22 protein-coding genes are annotated in these 19,384 nt (G+C 50.5%); 13 read left to right on the top strand and 9 right to left on the bottom strand.

Translation table 11 applies throughout. The annotated features are described in order from the left end of the window. Nucleotides 1-141: 141 nt before the first annotated feature. A complete protein-coding gene (fliE, locus tag F4V72_RS18015) occupies nt 142-456 on the top strand; it encodes a flagellar hook-basal body complex protein FliE (protein WP_023246849.1) in 315 nt (104 codons plus the stop codon). A gap of 118 nt (nt 457-574) precedes the next feature. Here the strand turns inward: fliE and F4V72_RS18010 are convergent, their stop codons facing one another. From F4V72_RS18010 to yedE, 3 genes are all read right to left on the bottom strand, one after another. After that, nucleotides 575-973 carry a hypothetical protein gene (locus F4V72_RS18010; RefSeq protein ID WP_162786016.1) on the bottom strand — a complete coding sequence of 133 codons (399 nt, stop codon included), beginning with the start codon at nt 971-973 and terminating at the stop codon, nt 575-577. Between the two features lie 250 nt (nt 974-1,223). Further along, nucleotides 1,224-1,457, bottom strand: a complete 234-nt coding sequence (gene yedF / locus F4V72_RS18005) for a sulfurtransferase-like selenium metabolism protein YedF (RefSeq protein WP_000790504.1) — start codon at nt 1,455-1,457, stop codon at nt 1,224-1,226. Then, a complete protein-coding gene (yedE, locus tag F4V72_RS18000; RefSeq protein ID WP_328287491.1) occupies nt 1,454-2,716 on the bottom strand; it encodes a selenium metabolism membrane protein YedE/FdhT in 1,263 nt (420 codons plus the stop codon). Before yedE ends, yedF begins: the two co-directional genes overlap by 4 nt. Before the next feature lie 128 nt (nt 2,717-2,844). Between yedE and yedD the strand changes: the two genes are divergently transcribed. Continuing rightward, complete coding sequence (gene yedD / locus F4V72_RS17995) at nt 2,845-3,258, top strand: lipoprotein YedD (RefSeq protein ID WP_023246852.1); 414 nt, start codon at nt 2,845-2,847, stop codon at nt 3,256-3,258. 39 nt (nt 3,259-3,297) lie between these two features. On the opposite strand, the gene amyA is transcribed toward yedD, so the two are convergent. The 4 genes from amyA to fliD form a co-directional block, all read right to left on the bottom strand. Further along, nucleotides 3,298-4,782 carry an alpha-amylase gene (gene amyA, locus F4V72_RS17990; protein ID WP_088733887.1) on the bottom strand — a complete coding sequence of 495 codons (1,485 nt, stop codon included), beginning with the start codon at nt 4,780-4,782 and terminating at the stop codon, nt 3,298-3,300. 71 nt (nt 4,783-4,853) lie between these two features. Next, nucleotides 4,854-5,222 carry a flagella biosynthesis regulatory protein FliT gene (gene fliT / locus F4V72_RS17985; RefSeq protein ID WP_000204899.1) on the bottom strand — a complete coding sequence of 123 codons (369 nt, stop codon included), beginning with the start codon at nt 5,220-5,222 and terminating at the stop codon, nt 4,854-4,856. After that, entirely contained in the window at nt 5,222-5,629 is a 408-nt protein-coding gene (fliS, locus tag F4V72_RS17980; protein WP_000287764.1) for a flagellar export chaperone FliS, read from the bottom strand. The genes fliT and fliS overlap by 1 nt, the downstream gene beginning before the upstream one ends. An 11-nt stretch (nt 5,630-5,640) precedes the next feature. Further along, nucleotides 5,641-7,047, bottom strand: coding sequence for a flagellar filament capping protein FliD (fliD, locus tag F4V72_RS17975; protein ID WP_023246854.1), 1,407 nt, complete (start codon nt 7,045-7,047; stop codon nt 5,641-5,643). A gap of 255 nt (nt 7,048-7,302) precedes the next feature. On the opposite strand from fliD, the gene F4V72_RS17970 reads away from it, so the two are divergent. From F4V72_RS17970 to sdiA, 9 genes are all read left to right on the top strand, one after another. Further along, complete coding sequence (locus F4V72_RS17970) at nt 7,303-8,805, top strand: FliC/FljB family flagellin (protein ID WP_136058338.1); 1,503 nt, start codon at nt 7,303-7,305, stop codon at nt 8,803-8,805. A 78-nt stretch (nt 8,806-8,883) separates the two neighbouring features. Next, nucleotides 8,884-10,089, top strand: coding sequence for a flagellin lysine-N-methylase (gene fliB / locus F4V72_RS17965; protein WP_079817702.1), 1,206 nt, complete (start codon nt 8,884-8,886; stop codon nt 10,087-10,089). A gap of 196 nt (nt 10,090-10,285) precedes the next feature. Then, the gene (locus tag F4V72_RS17960) at nt 10,286-11,005 is read left to right on the top strand and encodes an RNA polymerase sigma factor FliA (protein WP_079817701.1); all 720 of its coding nucleotides are present in this window, start codon (nt 10,286-10,288) and stop codon (nt 11,003-11,005) included. A 58-nt stretch (nt 11,006-11,063) separates the two neighbouring features. Further along, on the top strand, nt 11,064-11,615 hold the full coding sequence (gene fliZ, locus F4V72_RS17955) for a flagella biosynthesis regulatory protein FliZ (protein ID WP_023248839.1): 552 nt from the start codon (nt 11,064-11,066) through the stop codon (nt 11,613-11,615). A 146-nt stretch (nt 11,616-11,761) separates the two neighbouring features. Next, the gene (tcyJ, locus tag F4V72_RS17950) at nt 11,762-12,562 is read left to right on the top strand and encodes a cystine ABC transporter substrate-binding protein (RefSeq protein ID WP_023248838.1); all 801 of its coding nucleotides are present in this window, start codon (nt 11,762-11,764) and stop codon (nt 12,560-12,562) included. 153 nt (nt 12,563-12,715) lie between these two features. Then, a complete protein-coding gene (gene dcyD, locus F4V72_RS17945) occupies nt 12,716-13,702 on the top strand; it encodes a D-cysteine desulfhydrase (RefSeq protein ID WP_023248837.1) in 987 nt (328 codons plus the stop codon). Between the two features lie 20 nt (nt 13,703-13,722). Continuing rightward, entirely contained in the window at nt 13,723-14,391 is a 669-nt protein-coding gene (gene tcyL, locus F4V72_RS17940; RefSeq protein ID WP_023248836.1) for a cystine ABC transporter permease, read from the top strand. Continuing rightward, the gene (tcyN, locus tag F4V72_RS17935) at nt 14,388-15,140 is read left to right on the top strand and encodes an L-cystine ABC transporter ATP-binding protein TcyN (protein WP_136058337.1); all 753 of its coding nucleotides are present in this window, start codon (nt 14,388-14,390) and stop codon (nt 15,138-15,140) included. Before tcyL ends, tcyN begins: the two co-directional genes overlap by 4 nt. A gap of 231 nt (nt 15,141-15,371) precedes the next feature. After that, nucleotides 15,372-16,094, top strand: a complete 723-nt coding sequence (sdiA, locus tag F4V72_RS17930) for a transcriptional regulator SdiA (RefSeq protein WP_079817699.1) — start codon at nt 15,372-15,374, stop codon at nt 16,092-16,094. A 66-nt stretch (nt 16,095-16,160) separates the two neighbouring features. On the opposite strand, the gene F4V72_RS17925 is transcribed toward sdiA, so the two are convergent. Together F4V72_RS17925 and F4V72_RS17920 are read right to left on the bottom strand one after the other, a co-directional pair. Further along, a complete protein-coding gene (locus tag F4V72_RS17925) occupies nt 16,161-16,385 on the bottom strand; it encodes a DUF2594 family protein (RefSeq protein WP_000106483.1) in 225 nt (74 codons plus the stop codon). Next, nucleotides 16,382-16,537 (bottom strand): hypothetical protein, encoded by a 156-nt coding sequence (locus F4V72_RS17920; protein ID WP_023248833.1) that lies wholly within the window; start codon nt 16,535-16,537, stop codon nt 16,382-16,384. The genes F4V72_RS17925 and F4V72_RS17920 overlap by 4 nt, the downstream gene beginning before the upstream one ends. Before the next feature lie 311 nt (nt 16,538-16,848). Between F4V72_RS17920 and uvrY the strand changes: the two genes are divergently transcribed. Continuing rightward, nucleotides 16,849-17,505 carry a UvrY/SirA/GacA family response regulator transcription factor gene (gene uvrY / locus F4V72_RS17915; RefSeq protein ID WP_023248832.1) on the top strand — a complete coding sequence of 219 codons (657 nt, stop codon included), beginning with the start codon at nt 16,849-16,851 and terminating at the stop codon, nt 17,503-17,505. Beyond that, nucleotides 17,502-19,334, top strand: a complete 1,833-nt coding sequence (uvrC, locus tag F4V72_RS17910) for an excinuclease ABC subunit UvrC (RefSeq protein WP_023248831.1) — start codon at nt 17,502-17,504, stop codon at nt 19,332-19,334. The genes uvrY and uvrC overlap by 4 nt, the downstream gene beginning before the upstream one ends. Nucleotides 19,335-19,384 lie beyond the last annotated feature (50 nt).

Raw genomic sequence — 19,384 nt, 5'->3', positions numbered from 1 at the left:
GAAAAATTGACGGTCTCATTATTTGCGGTTTCGAATTTTTCTATGCGCTAAAAACCGAGGTTTTTTATCGTTATTTAACGCCTTTATCTTATTGACAAACTGGTAATCTCTGTTGCGTAAAAAATCATCCAGGGGAATAGCATGGCAGCAATACAGGGGATTGAAGGGGTTATTAGCCAGTTACAGGCGACGGCGGTGGCCGCGCGCGGGCAAGAAACGCACTCGCAGCCGACGGTGAGTTTTGCCGGTCAGCTACATGCTGCGCTGGATCGTATTAGCGACAAGCAGACGGAGGCGCGCGTTCAGGCTGAAAAATTCACTCTGGGTGAGCCGGGCATTGCGCTTAATGATGTGATGGCCGATATGCAGAAAGCGTCCGTCTCCATGCAAATGGGAATTCAGGTGCGCAACAAGCTGGTGGCTGCGTACCAGGAAGTAATGTCGATGCAGGTTTAAGCCAGAGCTGACAACACATCGGCAGCGAGCTCCCAGGCGTTTACATAAGTCAGTGGCTGGGAGCGTGACTTATGTAACTAGTGCGTCAGAAAGTGGATTTATTTTTTGCGAGGCGAGCTCATTTCATTGATAAGCGGGTTGCACATTGTTGCAGGGACTTATTAAAAATAGGGTACGCTTGTTTACTGACGCCATACATCCCTACCGTTCGTTCTGGCGATGTTGACATTGAGTTTGCGATCCAGAATGTTCCGGCAATGTGCGCGCCGTTGCGATAATACACGGTAAATTCTTTATTAACGCCTGGAAAATCTGTTTCATGGAGATCCAGTATATAACCATACTGGTACAGATTATCAGCGAGACAGCGGGCAATGACGCTGGGATACGCATTGACTACTGTGACGGGTGAGTAACGGGCAGCAGCAAGGCTGACGGTTACCATAAGAGAAATGAGAATAACTTTTATCATTTTTTTGACTTTTGCTGCGCATAAATAAATCTCACCTGATGGCATCAGTGAGTAAAAGTATCAATATCCGATAGTTTTTATGGTGTGGGCGAAAAATAATAATTACTTTATATTTTGGTCAAATAGTCATAAATTTTTCATCATCTCAGAAAAAATTAAAGCGGTATCTATTAATAATAGATTTATGCAGCGGCGCACAAGACAACCTTGTCTGATTTATTTTATGTGTTTTAGATTTTTGCCTGTTACGCCGTAAAAAATGTCTCCCGCCGTAACGTACAGCGGGAGCATGCGCTTATTTTTGAATCAGATAACGAATTGTTGGGCCATCCTGCTGGATATCCAGCACCGTATAGCCATGATTGCGCGCATCCAGCGGAATATTATTAATAGATTGCGGACAATCGCTCACCACTTCCAGAATCTCCCCTTTTTTTAGCTGCGGCATCGCTTCCAGAGTCGCTACCGCCGGGTACGGACAGGGTTCGCCAACCATATCAAGACGGTAATCAGGGACGATATTTTTCATGTGGATTCCTTAGCGAGAGTTAGTCCGGCGCGGCGGAAGAAACGTTTTTCCCAACCGATGATTAACATCAGCGCGGCAAATAACAACAGATACGTGACCAGCAGACCACCCAGCGGGCCGAAGGTACTCAACAGGTTCACTTTATCCCAACTGGTCGCCAGCGCGGGCGCGAAATCATCCCAGTAGTAAGCCAGGATGGTCGAACCGATGACATTGCCGAGTCCCACCCACCAGTAATGCACCTGGCCCTCTACGGCGCGGTACATCCAGCCGGTTTCGCAGCCGCCCGCCAGCACGATGCCAAAACCGAACAGCAGTCCGCCAATGACCGCATTCGGGCCTGCCCACATAATTTTAGGTGCAACGCCCAACTGCACGTAGCTGAAAATACCAATGGCGCTGACCGCCATGCCGAAAATAATCGCTTTTGCCATATGGGCGCGTCCGGAGATCCACAGATCGCGGAAGGCCGAGGTAAAGCAGATTTGCGCGCGCTCGATCAGTAGTCCAAATCCGACGCCGAACAGCATCGCCAGTCCCAGTTTCGGCTGATGCATTGCCGTTAACAGCGCCCAGCCCATCATGCCGATAAAGACCAGCATACCGAGCCTGAAACGCCGTCTTGCCTGATCCGGTTTCTGCGTCAGCGGGGAAGCCGCGGAGACCTTCTGCATTTTCACCGGTACACGAAATATCGGCAGCAGCGTAAAGCGGGCGCCGAACCAGGAGCCGATAGCGGTCGCCAGCGCAAAGAACCACGCGTGTAGGGAGAACTGCGGAATACCGGTAAAAAAGGCGGCCAGGTTACACCCCATCGCCAGACGCGCGCCGAAGCCAGCGATAATGCCTCCGACCACCGCCTGCACGATACGGATTCTGCTACGCGGCATACGCAGTTTTACGTTGTTGGCCCACAGCGCGGCGGCGAAACAGCCACCGAACATGCCGAGGATCATCATTCCGTCGATACGCGTCAGCGGCGTACCTTCCAGATGAATCAGCTTATAGTAGCCCCACTGTTCGGCATGAACGCCAAAAAGCTGTAAAATTTGCCCGCCCCAGCGGGTAAATTCGCCCGTCACGGCCCAGAAAGTACCGGTGATGCCAAAATAGTAGGTAGAGAGAATACCGGCTGCGATCACCGCAGGGGCCGGGGCCCAGAATTTAATTAACCAGGTTTGCCTGAAGTGTTGCCATGACATGTGTTTAGCCTCTGAACTCAGAAGGTGTGAAACAAGAAGTGTGCATACTACACCGATCACAGAATTTGCCCACACCTAATAAGCGGTAATCCCGACTGGATCAAATTGCGGCCAGAGCCTGGAAAGGCTGGCGGCATCAGGGCTTTAATGCCACAATTCCTCTTTCTTCTGATGCAGGATGAATGATGAAAAAAGTAGCGATCGTTGGCGCATTGCTGGTTCTGGCCGGATGCGCTGAGGTGGAAAATTATAATGATGTGGTGAAAACGCCAGCGCCGGCCGGTCTGGAAGGGTACTGGCAGTCAAAAGGCCCGCAACGTAAGCTGGTGAGTCCTGAAGCTATCGCCAGCCTGGTAGTAACTAAAGACGGCGATACGCTGGACTGTCGCCAGTGGCAGCGCGTTATTGCCCTGCCGGGTAAGCTGACCATGCTCTCCGATGATTTAACCAATGTTACGGTTAAGCGTGAGCTTTATGAGATTGAGCGCGACGGGAATACCCTGGAATATGATGGTATGACGCTGCAACGGGTCGCTCGTCCGACGCCGGAGTGCGCCGCCGCGTTAGAAAAAACGCCACTGCCGACGCCACTGCCGTAATTTTGCTTCCCGGCAGCGTTCTGCCGCCGGGAAAGTTCATCACGCGTCCTCAATAACCCACACGCTGACGCTGCCTCCGTTGCAGAAAAAAGTCGCTTCGCCTTGCTTGTTAGTTACAACATGCTCATCCCGGTTTCTCAGAAAATCACGCCAGGTCTTGTTAGCGTAATTGTCGCCGAGCAGGAGGGTTTTTTCACCGTCGTCGCCATTAGAAAGTACGACCACGCAGCCTGGGTTTTCTTTAGTACCACTGCGGCTAAAGGCAATACAGTTAGGATGATCGAAAAAGAGTGTTTGTATGCCGTGCGCAAAATGATGACGAGCGAGGATCAGCCGATCCAGTTGGTTAATGACCGGCATTTCGACCCGACGGGGCTCACCATTTTCGTTGCTATCCTCATAGCTGGCGCCGTATAAATCGGGATAGAATACCGACGGTACGCCATTTTCACGAAGCAGGATCAGCGCATAGGCTAACGGTTTGAACCAGGGTTCTACCGGGGCTTCCAGCGCCTGTAACGGTTGTGTATCGTGGTTAGCGACCAGCGTTACCGCGTGAAAAGGATCGGCTTCTACCAGCGTGCCGGTGAAAATGTGGCGCATGTCATAATCCGCGCCCTGGCGGGAGGCCTCGTGAAATTTCATCTGCAATGGCGCGTCGAACAGCATGGTTTTCCCGTCAACCTGATCGATGTACGTTTGTAGTTTATCCACTTCATACGACCAGTATTCTGCGACAATAAACAGCGGTTTTGGTGCGACGGCCTGTACATGCTCAATCCATTCTTTATAAAACCAGGCGGGTATATGTTTTACCGCGTCCAGGCGAAAGCCGTCACAGTGGGTTTGTTCCATGACCCAGCGTGCCCAATATTTAATCTCTTCCGTAACCGCATGGTTGCGAAAATCGATATTTTCGCCCATCAGGTAGTCAAAATTACCCATCTCATCATCAACCTGATTGTTCCAGCCATCGCCGGTATAGTCATTGACGATCTTAAAAATGCCGTCTTCATCGGGATTTTCGATGTGATCAATGCCGCTGAAACAGTGATAGTCCCAAATAAAGTTGGAATATTGGCCCGCGCGGGCAGGGAAGGTGTAGCGCGTCCAGCCTTCGCATTCGATGATGTTGTCATCGATTTGCGTGCGGTCATCCTGATTCACGCGCTGGACGCGAATACGTTCTTTTTCGTCTGCGCCCATTTTGTGGTTCACAACCACGTCGAGTAACACCGCAATATTATTTTTTTTGAGCGCGTCTATCGCTGCCAGTAACTGGCGTTTATCGCCGTACTTTGTCGCGACGGTGCCTTTTTGGTCAAATTCGCCGAGGTCAAATAGGTCGTAGGTATCATAGCCTACGGAATAGCCGCCGGAGGCGCCTTTACAGGCGGGCGGTAGCCAGACCATATTGATACCGATATCATTCAGCTCATCAGCACGTTCCGCCAGCTCAGGCCAGAGTTTACCGCCGTCGGGATAATACCAGTGGAAGTACTGCAATAACGTGGGGTTTTTCATCTTCCGCGCTCCAGAAGTCGTTTAGCCGACCTCTGGAGTATGGAGGAGTTTTCATACGAGACGGGAAAATATTATGAGGCGCCAGGCGCGTCTGGCACGAGTAACATACCGGAGAGACGGCCATAAGCGTTATTGAGCGATTTTTGGCGGGTGGATTGTCCGATCAAACTACTGAGTTCATCCAGTCGCTGTTGCAGCAGCCCTTTGAGGAGCTGCTCATTATCCAGCGTTTGTTTGATGTACCCGGCGACCATATCCTGAATACTTCGCGTAATGCCCGGTGGAGTTTGCTTTTCCATCACCGTTTCAATACTTTGCAGATAGGAGACCTCTTGTTGCAGTAAGAGATCCCATTCACCTCGCTGCGCAAGTTCAAGCAGCGATTGACTGAGCAGCGCAATACGCTGCCAACGGTTGATAAACTCCACGGTTGAGGTCATTAACGAGACTCCTGGAAAGATGCTTTCGGTGAAATCTGCTTCCAGGCTTCTGCAATATTGCTGAGTAACCCTTCCACTTCTTCGATGGCCTGAGCGTCGTTACGCAAGTTAGCCTGCAGTAAACGGCGAATCATATAGTCGTATAGTTCGGAAAGATTCGTCGCAATCTCACCGCCTTTTTCCTGATCGAGACCGGCTTTCAGACCGTTATCGATAATATTAATAGCTTTGCTTAACGCTTCACCTTTCGCGACAACATCGCCTTGTTCTAAAAACAGGCGAGCGCGCACCAGGGCGCTATTCGCGCCATCAAACAACATTTCAATCAACTGGTGCGGGCTGGCGCTCATCACGGCGCTTTCCACGCTGACTTGCGCATAAGCTTTGATACCGCTCGCGGTGTACATGGTGACCTCTGTTATCTGGAGTTGCTCATTGCTGTAAATTGCTGGGTCAAATAACTACTGGTGTTATTCAGTTTACTCATCATGGTATCCAGTTGGGTAAACTGGGCCTTGTAACGGGCAACGGTTTCATCGATGCTGTTGCTAACGGACAGGTATTGTTTAGTCAGGCTTTTCAGCGTGGCGTTAATGTTGTCCTGCGCATTATCAATAATGCCGTCATCCGCCAGATAACTTTTTACTTCGGTGGCAATTTTGGTGGTGATCCCCGTTTCTTTACCATCGCCCACTAGCAGCTCACGTGCTGCTGCTGTGTTATCTTTCAGTGCCTTGGACAGCTTATCATCATCAATCTTCAGTTTGCCGGAAGTCCCATCCTGGGCGATGCCAATTTCCGCCATCGTTTTGAACGCAGAGTGACTACCGCTATTGGCAAATTGTGCCCGAATCCCGGTCTGAATAGTACGAACCACACTATCGCCTAACAGAGCGCCATTTTTATCGCTGGCCTCTTCGCCCGGCTCGACAGCAGTATATTTAGTTAATGAATTAAAGGTGTCCACCAGCGAGTTATAGGCATCAACCCAGGATTTAATCGCCTCTTTCGCTTTAGTATCATCTTTCGTTACCGTCACGGTCGCGTCGGTCACTTTCTTCGTCAGGTTTAGCGTAATTCCCTGAGGGGCGTCGGTTACGGTATTGCTCTGACGCTCAATATCGATACCGTTTACGTTCAGCTTTGCATTTTCCGCCTTCACCAGCTCTTTCATGTTGCCGGTATTGGTGGTGCTGTCATAGGCGAGTAGATCGTTAAGTTTCTTATCGCCTTCCACCGTTATCTTCATCGTATTGTCGGTACCGCTATCGGCGGTAAGCACCAACTGGAATTCGTTCTCTTTGACCTTAACGATACTGGCGGAAATACCGCTGTCGGCGTCATTGATCGCATCGCGAATCGCCTCCATTGAGGTGTCGCCGTTATCCAGCTTAATTTCCAGCGGCTCTTTACGTCCCGGCTGTTCAATTTTAATTGTCCGGGACGTGGCCGACGTATCGCCCAACTGCTCTTTGGTGGTCGCGAAGGTGGTTTTTGTCGCCAGCGACTGTGCGGCGGCAAGCTGGGTTACGCTGATCTTATAAGTACCTGCGGCAGCGCCAGCGGTAGTACTGACTTTGAGATCGTCGGTAGTACTGGACGCCACGGTAGACTTAAACAGATCCGCTTTATTTAACGCGGTATTTGCCGTCTGGAATTTTTCTAATGAGCTTTTCAGTGTGCCGTAGGCAGTAAGCTTTGCCGAATTCGCGCTCTGCTGCTTGGTAATTGGCGTTAAGCGTCCTTTTTCGTTCTTTGCCAGGTCTGTCAACAACTGGTCCAACGGTAAGTTTGATCCCACACCTAATGATGAAATTGAAGCCATGCCTTCTTCCTTTTGATTGCAAACAGTAGTTAAGCGCGTTATCGGCAATCTGGAGGCAAAGTTTAATGTTAATTTTGCAAAAATAATGCGCGGAATAATGATGCATAAAGCGGCTATTTCGCAGGCTAAGAAAAAGATCGGGGGAAGTGAAAAATTTTCTAAAGTTCGAAATTCAGGTGCCGATACAAGGGTTACGGTGAGAAACCGTGGGCAACAGCCCAATAACATCAAGTTGTAATTGATAAGGAAAAGATCATGGCACAAGTCATTAATACAAACAGCCTGTCGCTGTTGACCCAGAATAACCTGAACAAATCCCAGTCCGCACTGGGCACCGCTATTGAGCGTCTGTCTTCCGGTCTGCGTATCAACAGCGCGAAAGACGATGCGGCAGGTCAGGCGATTGCTAACCGTTTCACCGCGAACATCAAAGGCCTGACTCAGGCTTCCCGTAACGCTAACGACGGTATTTCTATTGCGCAGACCACTGAAGGCGCGCTGAACGAAATCAACAACAACCTGCAGCGTGTGCGTGAACTGGCGGTTCAGTCTGCTAACAGCACCAACTCCCAGTCTGACCTCGACTCTATCCAGGCTGAAATCACCCAGCGTCTGAACGAAATCGACCGTGTATCCGGTCAGACTCAGTTCAACGGCGTGAAAGTTCTGGCGCAGGACAACACCCTGACCATCCAGGTTGGCGCCAATGACGGTGAAACCATTGATATCGATCTGAAGCAGATCAACTCTCAGACCCTGGGTCTGGATACGCTGAATGTGCAGAAAAAATATGATGTGAAGAGTGAGGCTGTTAAAAGCGGCGGTGGGGCAACACTAAGTACCACTGGTCTTAATGATGCAGCTCTTAAAACGGGTGTTGGTGGTGCAACAAGCGGTACTGCTGCCATTAAAGATAATAAAGTCTTCTTCGATGCAACTGATAATAAATATTTTATTGAAGTTGAAGGTTTAACCGCTGGCGACGCTGCTAAAAATGGTGTTTATGAAGTTAGTGTTGCAGATGATGGTACTGTTACAATGCCGGCAACCACGAAAGTGGCAGGTGGTATGCCAGCAACGGCGGCGGCAGTAACCGAAACGCAGCCAAAACCTGTAGCTCTCAGTACTGAAGTTAAAGCTCAGTTGACCGACAGTGGTATTAGTGCTGCTGATGCTGCAAAAGGTCAATTAGTCACAATGTCTTATACTGATAAAAACGGTAAGACTATTGATGGCGGTTTCGGTGTTAAAGTTGGGGCTGATATTTATGCTGCAACAAAAAATAAAGATGGAACGATCAGCATTAACACCACTAAATATACCGATAAAGACGGCAATACTAAATCCGCACTAAACCAACTGGGTGGCGCAGACGGCAAAACCGAAGTTGTTTCTATTGGTGGTAAAACTTACGCTGCAAGTAAAGCCGAAGGTCACAACTTTAAAGCACAGCCTGATCTGGCGGAAGCGGCTACCACAACCACCGAAAACCCGCTGCAGAAAATTGATGCTGCGCTGGCACAGGTTGACACGTTACGTTCTGACCTGGGTGCGGTACAGAACCGTTTCAACTCCGCTATCACCAACCTGGGCAACACCGTAAACAACCTGACTTCTGCCCGTAGCCGTATCGAAGATTCCGACTATGCGACCGAAGTCTCCAACATGTCTCGCGCGCAGATTCTGCAGCAGGCAGGGACTTCCGTTCTGGCGCAGGCTAACCAGGTTCCGCAAAACGTCCTCTCTTTACTGCGTTAATCCGGCGATTGATTCACCGACACGTGGTACACAATCAAGGCAGCGAAAGCTGCCTTTTTTAATTCCGGAGCCTGTGTAATGAAAGAAATCACCGTCACTGAACCTGCCTTTGTCACCCGCTTTTCCTGTTCTGGCTCGGCCTGTCGCGACCACTGTTGTAAGGGCTGGAAAATCACGCTGGATAAGACGACGGTCAAAAAGTATCTCGCCAGTAAAGACACGACGATTCGTACCATAGCGCAAGACCATATTATTCTGCTGAAAAAGAACAACAGCCACTGGGGGGAAATTAAACTGCCTTCCGCGCTGGGAAATTGCCCCTATCTGGATGAGGACCGTCTGTGCCGGGTGCAAAAAACGTTGGGAGCAAAGGCATTAAGTCATACCTGTTCCTCTTTCCCGCGGGCGCATCATACCTATAAAAATGAGGTACGTAACTCTCTGAGCCTTGCCTGCCCGGAGGTGACGTCCCGCATTTTAAACGACCCTGACGCGATGGCGCTTGGCGAAAAAATAATCATTCAGCAGACATTCAATACTGCGCCGTTATTTCCACCGCAGCAAAAGTTACTCAATCTGTTTTGCCTGAGTTTGATCAACCATGCCAACAGCAGTACGGAAGCCGCGCTCTATGCGTTAATTAAATTTGTCATGTATGCGCAGAAATTTGCCAAAATTGATGATGCGGCGCTGGGTGAACTGGAACAAGTGTATGCCGCGTTACTTGAGCAATTGCAGACAGGCGTGCTGGCGCAGGAGTTGATGAATATCGCGCCGGATAGCAAGGTAAAAACCTCGCTGGTATTGCAGATGCAGAACTATTTCCGCTCGCTCCCGCTTAATCGCGGCAGTATTATCCTTGATCACTACATCCAGTGTCTTCTGCGGGTGTTGACGGCGGAAGAGGGCGTTTCAATGGAGCAGAAGGTCGGCGATATTGAGACCTCGTTCGCACGTTGTTTGCAGGCGGATGAGCAGCAGGGGTGCTGGGCCTTCAGGAATTTAATTCTCTATAAAATTTGGGAAAATAATTTCCCCAATCAGCCGAATGTTGACCCGTTACGCGCGCTGTATATTATCGTGGCGGAATATGCGTTTATTAAGCTATTAACGGCGGCCAGCGTGCATGAGCGCGGGCGGCTTGAGTGGGATGACGTTACCAACATTGTGTATAGTTTTCACTCCCGCAGTCAGCATAACAGCGAGGTGGCGAAGAATTTTCATCGCCATATAGAAACGGTGCGTACTGGCGACGATCTGTCGATGATTCATCTTCTGACATAATTTTGTTCGGGGTGGGCTCTTGTGCATCCCGTTAATTCTATCTGGCTGATTTTATTCTGCTCTTTTATCCGCAAAAAAGGCGCTACAGGTTACATAAGTGAAATAACCCTTCTTTTATAGCCTTATTCCTTCGATAGAACCCTCTGCAGAAACGGATAATCATGCCGATAACTCATTTAACGCAGGGCTGTTTATCGTGAATTCACTGTATACCGCTGAAGGTGTAATGGATAAACACTCGCTGTGGCAGCGTTATGTACCTCTGGTGCGTCACGAAGCATTGCGCCTGCAGGTGCGATTGCCGGCGAGCGTGGAACTGGACGATCTGCTACAAGCGGGCGGCATCGGGTTATTAAATGCGGTCGACCGATATGACGCTTTGCAAGGAACGGCATTTACCACTTACGCAGTGCAGCGTATTCGTGGGGCGATGCTGGATGAATTACGCAGCCGCGATTGGGTGCCGCGTAGCGTCCGGCGTAATGCCCGCGAAGTGGCGCAGGCGCTGGGACAACTGGAGCAGGAACTGGGGCGTAATGCGACGGAAACCGAAGTGGCGGAACGTCTTGGCATTCCTGTTGCAGAGTATCGTCAGATGTTGCTCGACACCAATAACAGCCAACTTTTCTCTTACGATGAGTGGCGGGAAGAGCATGGCGATAGCATCGAACTGGTGACTGAAGAACATCAACAGGAAAACCCGTTACATCAACTGCTGGAGGGTGACCTGCGACAGCGGGTAATGGACGCGATTGAATCGCTGCCGGAACGCGAGCAACTGGTGTTAACGCTGTATTATCAGGAAGAGCTCAATCTGAAAGAGATTGGCGCGGTACTGGAAGTCGGCGAATCGCGGGTCAGCCAGTTGCATAGTCAGGCCATCAAACGATTACGTACCAAACTGGGTAAGTTATAGGTAGCGCATGATCGCACCCGAAAAGTGCCGCACAACGTATAGACTACCAGGAGTTCTCATGACGGTGCAGCAACCTAAAAGGCGGCCCCTGAGCCGCTATCTTAAAGACTTTAAACACAGCCAGACGCATTGCGCGCATTGTCACAAACTGCTCGACCGCATTACGCTGGTCCGTCGTGGCAAGATCGTTAATAAAATCGCCATTTCACAGCTGGATATGCTGCTTGACGACGCTGCCTGGCAGCGAGAGCAAAAAGAGTGGGTGGCGCTGTGTCGCTTTTGCGGCGATTTACACTGCAAAAAACAGAGCGATTTTTTCGATATTATCGGTTTTAAACAGTATTTGTTTGAACAAACCGAGATGAGCCATGGCACGGTGCGGGAATATGTAGTGCGTTTGCGACGTCTTGGCAATTATCTCAGCGAGCAAAACATTTCCCACGATCTGCTGCGGGACGGTTTTCTCGACGAAAGCCTGGCGCCATGGTTGCCGGAAACCAGCACCAATAATTACCGTATCGCACTGCGTAAATACCAGCAATATAAAGCGCATAAACAGATTGCGCCCAGACAGATATCCCCCTTTACCGCCAGTTCTGATATATATTAAAAAAGAATAAGATGTAGCAGAGTCGTGTTGGTGAATTGCGGTAAACCTTCTACATTAGGCTGAGTCCCCCCAAGGTTCATGAGACGTGACGATGCGCCATGGCGGGACACAGTCTATGGTCATTAACGGCAATATTCGGGGTTACTATGAAATTAGCACTGCTGGGACGTCAGGCACTGATGGGAGTAATGGCTGTGGCGCTGGTTGCGGGAATGAGCGCGAAGAGCTTTGCCGATGAGGGTTTGCTGAACAAAGTTAAAGAACGCGGCACGCTACTGGTAGGGCTGGAAGGCACCTACCCGCCGTTTAGCTTTCAGGGCGACAACGGCAAATTAACCGGTTTTGAAGTCGACTTCGCCGAGGCGTTAGCAAAACATCTGGGCGTTAAAGCGTCGCTGAAGCCGACCAAATGGGACGGAATGCTGGCGTCGCTGGATTCTAAACGTATTGATGTGGTGATAAACCAGGTCACGATTTCAGACGTCCGCAAGAAAAAATATGATTTCTCTACACCTTATACTGTCTCCGGCGTTCAGGCGCTGGTGAAAAAAGGGAATGAAGGCACGATCAAAACGGCTGCCGATCTGCAGGGCAAAAAAGTAGGCGTCGGGCTGGGTACTAACTATGAAGAGTGGCTACGTCAACATGTTCAGGGCGTGGATATCCGTACCTACGACGATGATCCTACGAAATACCAGGATCTGCGCGTAGGCCGTATTGACGCGATTTTAGTCGATCGTCTGGCGGCGCTGGATCTGGTGAAAAAAACCAAAGGGACGCTGGCTGTCACCGGTGATGCTTTTTCGCGTCAGGAGTCCGGGGTTGCATTACGTAAAGGTAACGAAGATTTGCTGAAGGCGGTAGATAACGCGATTGCGGAAATGCAAAAAGATGGCACCTTAAAAGCGCTTTCCGAAAAATGGTTTGGCGCTGACGTGACCCAATAATCCTCTACGTTGCCTGGCAGGCAGAGCGCCGCCGGGCAATACCCATCTCATACTATGTCAGCAAACGGAGGCGCGTTAATCGGCGCCTTTTTTATTTCCGTTGAATCAACGTGCATAATAAAAAGAACACACGACAACACTACCGGAGGCTTAATGCCACTACATCACTTAACGCGCTTCCCTCGTCTGGAGTTTATCGGCGCGCCTACCCCGCTCGAATACCTGCCGCGGTTGTCTGATTATCTTGGCCGTGAGATTTACATTAAGCGCGATGACGTTACGCCCATTGCGATGGGCGGTAATAAACTGCGCAAGCTGGAGTTTCTGGTGGCCGACGCGCTGCGGGAAGGGGCGGATACGCTGGTAACCGCAGGGGCGATTCAGTCGAACCATGTCCGTCAGACGGCGGCGGTCGCGGCTAAATTGGGACTGCATTGCGTCGCCTTACTGGAAAATCCTATCGGTACTACCGCGGAAAATTACCTGACGAATGGTAATCGCCTGTTACTGGATTTATTTAATACGCAAATTGAGATGTGCGATGCGCTGACCGATCCGGATGCGCAACTTCAAACGCTGGCGACGCGCATTGAAGCGCAAGGGTTCAGGCCCTATGTGATTCCCGTTGGCGGCTCCAGCGCGCTGGGCGCAATGGGATACGTAGAGAGCGCCCTGGAAATCGCCCGGCAGTGTGAAGAGGTCGTCGGACTCTCTTCGGTGGTGGTGGCTTCCGGCAGCGCAGGTACGCACGCCGGGTTAGCCGTCGGGCTGGAACACCTGATGCCTGATGTCGAACTGATTGGCGTGACCGTTTCTCGTTCTGTCGTCGAGCAGAAACCAAAAGTGATTGCCTTGCAGCAGGCTATTGCCGGTAAGCTGGCGCTGACGGCGACGGCGGATATTCATTTATGGGATGACTATTTTGCTCCAGGTTACGGCGTGCCAAATGACGCGGGGATGGAGGCGGTGAAACTGCTGGCGCGTCTGGAGGGGGTACTGCTGGACCCGGTATATACCGGCAAAGCGATGGCGGGTCTGATAGACGGCATCAGCCAGAAACGCTTTAACGATGACGGGCCGATTCTCTTTATTCACACCGGTGGGGCGCCTGCGCTGTTTGCCTACCATCCTCATGTATAATCTCCAGGTAATCAACGCGAATGCAAGAAAGTATCCAACTGGTTATTGAATCGCTGCCGTATTTGCTTAAAGGCGCCGTATTTACCCTGCAACTGAGTATTGGCGGTATGTTTTTCGGCCTGCTGCTGGGATTTGTGCTGGCGCTGATGCGGATGTCGCCGCTATGGCCGGTTCGCTGGCTGGCGCGCTTTTATATCTCGATTTTTCGCGGTACGCCGCTTATCGCCCAGCTATTTATGATCTATTACGGCCTGCCGCAATTTGGTATTGAGCTGGACCCTATTCCGGCGGCGATGATTGGTTTATCGCTCAATACCGCGGCTTACACGTCTGAGACGCTGCGCGCGGCGATCTCGGCTATCGACAAGGGACAATGGGAAGCGGCGGCGAGTATTGGCATGACGCCGTGGCAAACGCTACGCCGCGCTATTTTGCCGCAGGCGGCTCGCGTCGCGCTTCCACCATTGAGCAACAGTTTTATCAGTCTGGTGAAAGATACATCGCTCGCCGCGACGATTCAGGTGCCGGAGTTGTTTCGCCAGGCGCAGTTAATTACCTCGCGAACGCTGGAGGTGTTTACCATGTATCTGGCTGCGTCGTTAATCTACTGGCTGATGGCGACCGTCTTATCGGCACTGCAAAACTATTTTGAAAACCAGCTTAACCGCCAGGAGAGAGAGCCAAAATGAGTGCGATCCAAGTCACCAACCTGGTCAAAAAATTTCATGGTCAAACGGTGCTGCACGGTATCGACCTTGAGGTGAAGCCCGGAGAAGTCGTCGCCATTATCGGCCCGAGCGGCTCAGGGAAGACAACGTTATTACGCAGCATTAACCTGCTGGAACAACCGGAAGCGGGCACCATTAAAGTGGGTGACATTGTCATTGATACCGCCCGCCCATTAAGCCAGCAGAAAGGGCTGATTCGCCAGTTGCGCCAGCATGTCGGCTTTGTCTTTCAGAGTTTTAACCTGTTCCCGCATCGTACTGTGCTGGAAAATATCATTGAAGGTCCGGTGATTGTAAAGGGGGAGCCGAAAGCCGACGCGACGGCGCTGGCGCGGGAACTGTTAGCCAAAGTCGGATTGGCCGCAAAAGAGACCCGCTATCCGCGTCGTTTGTCGGGCGGGCAACAGCAGCGCGTGGCGATTGCGCGCGCGCTGGCGATGCGCCCGGAAGTGATTCTGTTTGATGAGCCCACTTCGGCGCTTGATCCTGAATTAGTTGGCGAGGTGCTCAATACGATTCGCCAGCTGGCGCAGGAAAAGCGCACAATGGTGATTGTCACTCACGAAATGGGCTTTGCGCGCGACGTGGCTGACCGGGCAATATTTATGGATCAGGGGCGAATTGTTGAGCAAGGGCCTGCGAAAACCTTATTCGCTGATCCTCAACATCCGCGTACCCGCCAGTTCCTTGAGAAATTTTTAATGAAATAATGCCTTTTCAACGCTCGCCCGAATTAACCGTGCTTCGGGCGAGCGCAATGAATAATTATGAACTAATTCTGCCAGAATATTAGCTACTCCCTCAGGCGCAAGCAGAAAACTGTAATGCCGCTCAAGTATTCTACGATTCGTCCGATATTTCTTACATATAAACGCTATTTATGTGTTAATTTGAATCATTCATAATAATGATTATCAATATCAAAGGCGTGACCACAAAATATGCAGGAAAATGATTTCTTCACCTGGCGACGCGCAATGCTGTTACGCTTTCAGGAGATGGCGACAGCAGAAGATGTTTATACTGAATTGCAATATCAGACACAGCGGCTGGAATTTGATTATTATGCACTATGTGTTCGTCATCCCATTCCCTTTACCCGGCCTAAAATATCGCTTCGTACCACTTATCCTCAGGCGTGGGTAACGCATTACCAGTCCGAAAACTATTTCGCGATCGATCCGGTATTAAAGCCGGAAAATTTCAGGCAGGGCCATTTACATTGGGATGACGTGCTATTTCATGAGGCACAGGCGATGTGGGATGCAGCCCAGCGTTTCGGATTACGCAGAAGCGTAACCCAGTGTGTGATGTTGCCGAATCGGGCGCTGGGCTTTTTGTCTGTCTCTCGTGGCAGTCTGCGTTGCACCTCCTTTACCTACGATGAAGTGGAACTGAGGTTGCAACTGCTGGCGCGGGAGAGTCTTTCGGCGCTGACAAGACTGGAAGACGACATGGTGATGGCGCCGGAGATGCGTTTCAGTAAACGTGAGAAAGAGATTTTGAAGTGGACAGCGGAGGGGAAGACCTCATCGGAGATCGCTATTATTCTGTCGATTTCTGAAAATACCGTTAACTTCCATCAGAAAAACATGCAGAAGAAATTCAATGCGCCGAATAAAACGCAGATTGCCTGCTACGCTGCGGCGACAGGTCTGATATGACGCGTTGACGATTCTTCACGTCAGACGCGAAACCGGCTGAAAGCAACGCTAACAGCCGGTTTTTTACTACTGGCGGTAAGCCTGTTTAATTTGCTTAACCGTACTGGAAAATACCGCCGCTTGTGCTTCATCATCCATCTGCGCGATCTGTTTTTCCATTTTAAGAATCACGCGGCCTGCATCGGCCTGGCCCATCGCCTGCAGCATCAGCGTTAACATGGCTTTCAGGCAGTTGACTTCAGTAGCCAGTTCTTGATTATTCTCAGCGGTGGAAAAATCAGGCGTACTCATTTATTTTCCTCGTTATGTTTCAGTGAAAATGTGCGATAGCAGATGTTAAGGCGGCGGAGTATACCATAAGCTACGCTAAAAATAGCAGTGGTTGTTTTTTGATCAAAAAGCCGAAGATTTACCCATAAAATAAACGTTGCTGCGTGATGCATATATTTTCTTCATTCTTTGTTTATTACGCGTATTTCACTCGTTAATTATTGTTACAAAGTTGATTTCCTAATTAGTGTTTAGACAGCGGAACGTGAAATTTTTGTCACCATTATGAAATACCTGACTGAGGCGGTTGCGCCAGAAGGGGCTACAGCACTGGCGGTTTCCGCATGACGTACAACATAATTTCCAAAAACGAGAGCAAAATCGAATAGCCGGCGTTTTTTTACGTTTCAAAGTTGAGATAAAACCAGCTAATATAAGGGCGATTAACTATCAGTAGCGTTATCCCTATTCTGGAGATATTCCTTTGATCAACGTTCTTCTTGTTGATGACCACGAACTGGTGCGCGCAGGGATACGACGCATTCTTGAAGATATAAAGGGCATTAAAGTTGTCGGTGAAGCGTGCTGCGGAGAGGATGCGGTAAAATGGTGCCGTACTAACGCCGTTGACGTTGTGCTGATGGATATGAACATGCCTGGTATCGGCGGCCTTGAGGCGACGCGTAAAATTGCCCGATCGACAGCGGATATCAAAGTGATCATGCTGACCGTCCATACGGAGAACCCGTTGCCCGCCAAAGTGATGCAGGCTGGCGCAGCAGGCTATCTCAGTAAAGGTGCCGCGCCTCAGGAGGTGGTGAGCGCTATTCGTTCGGTGTATACCGGACAACGCTATATCGCTTCCGATATTGCCCAACAGATGGCGCTCAGTCAGATCGAGCCTGCAAAAACGGAAACGCCGTTCGCCAGTTTGTCTGAACGCGAGTTGCAGATTATGCTGATGATCACTAAGGGTCAGAAGGTCAATGAGATTTCAGAACAGCTTAATCTCAGTCCTAAAACGGTGAACAGCTATCGCTATCGTATGTTCAGTAAATTAAACATTCATGGTGATGTTGAGCTGACTCACCTGGCAATCCGCCATGGCCTGTGTAATGCGGAGACGTTAACAAGCCAGTGAGTGAAATGTTTGACGCAAAGGCGTTCCTGAAAACCGTTACCAGTCAACCCGGCGTCTATCGTATGTATGACGCTGGTGGTACGGTTATTTATGTCGGCAAAGCGAAAGACCTGAAAAAGCGTCTTTCCAGCTACTTTCGCAGCAACCTGGCTTCGCGTAAAACCGAAGCGTTAGTCGCGCAAATTCAACACATTGATGTCACGGTAACGCATACCGAAACGGAAGCGCTGCTACTTGAACATAATTACATCAAGTTGTATCAACCGCGTTACAACGTGTTGTTGCGTGATGATAAATCCTATCCTTTTATTTTCCTGAGCGGCGATACTCATCCACGTCTGGCGATGCACCGTGGCGCCAAACATGCGAAAGGCGAGTACTTCGGTCCGTTTCCTAATGGCTATGCTGTGCGGGAAACGCTGGCGCTGTTACAGAAAATTTTCCCTATCCGCCAGTGCGAAAACAGCGTGTATCGCAACCGTTCGCGTCCTTGCCTGCAATACCAGATTGGCAGGTGTTTAGGCCCATGCGTTGCAGGACTGGTCAGCGAGGAGGAGTACGCGCAACAGGTGGAGTATGTCCGGCTGTTTTTGTCCGGCAAAGACGACCAGGTGTTAACACAGTTGATTGCCCGGATGGAAAAGGCCAGCCAGAATCTGGCATTTGAAGAGGCGGCGCGTATTCGCGATCAGATTCAGGCGGTACGCCGTGTTACGGAGAGACAGTTTGTCTCCAATACGGGCGACGATCTCGACGTTATCGGCGTGGCTTTTGATGCCGGTATGGCCTGTGTGCATGTGCTGTTTATTCGCCAGGGTAAGGTGCTGGGCAGCCGCAGTTATTTTCCAAAAGTGCCTGGCGGTACGGAACTGGGCGAAGTGGTGGAAACCTTTGTCGGCCAGTTTTACCTGCAGGGTAGCCAGATGCGCACGCTACCGGGCGAGATACTACTCGATTTTAACCTGAGCGATAAAATGCTGCTGGCCGATTCGTTGTCGGAACTTGCCGGACGGCGTATTCATGTCCAGACAAAGCCGCGCGGCGATCGCGCCCGTTATCTCAAGCTGGCGCGGACCAACGCGGCGACGGCCTTAACCACTAAACTTTCGCAGCAGTCCACCGTCACGCAGCGTTTGACCGCGCTGGCGACGGTGTTAAAACTTCCTGCGGTCATGCGAATGGAATGTTTTGACATCAGCCATACCATGGGGGAGCAAACGGTCGCATCCTGCGTGGTATTTGACGCTAACGGGCCATTACGCGCCGAGTATCGTCGTTATAATATCGCGGGCATCACGCCGGGTGATGACTACGCGGCGATGAATCAGGTGCTACGTCGACGTTATGGCAAGGCCATAGAAGAAAGTAAGATTCCGGACGTAATTCTGATCGACGGCGGAAAAGGGCAACTCGCCCAGGCGAAAGCCGTTTTCGCTGAGCTGGATGTTCCCTGGGATAAGCATCGCCCGTTGCTGCTCGGCGTTGCCAAAGGCGCGGACAGAAAGGCCGGGCTGGAAACGCTTTTTTTTGAACCGGAAGGCGAGGGGTTTAGCCTGCCGCCAGACTCCCCAGCGCTGCATGTCATTCAGCATATTCGCGATGAGTCGCACGATCACGCGATCGGCGGGCACCGTAAAAAACGGGCGAAGGTAAAAAACACCAGTACGCTGGAAACTATTGAAGGCGTTGGGCCTAAACGCCGTCAAATGCTGCTGAAATATATGGGCGGTTTGCAAGGACTACGTAACGCCAGCGTAGAAGAAATTGCAAAAGTGCCGGGTATTTCGCAAGGTCTGGCAGAAAAGATCTTCTGGTCGTTGAAACATTGAGGCCACTGTAGCAACATAGGGGTAATTTCACTGACAACAGATAGTTACCC

The organism is Salmonella enterica subsp. diarizonae, assembly GCF_008692785.1.
Lineage (GTDB): Bacteria > Pseudomonadota > Gammaproteobacteria > Enterobacterales > Enterobacteriaceae > Salmonella > Salmonella diarizonae.
Note: the sequence above shows the minus strand (reverse complement) of the source record. Positions and strands in the feature narration are given on the sequence as shown.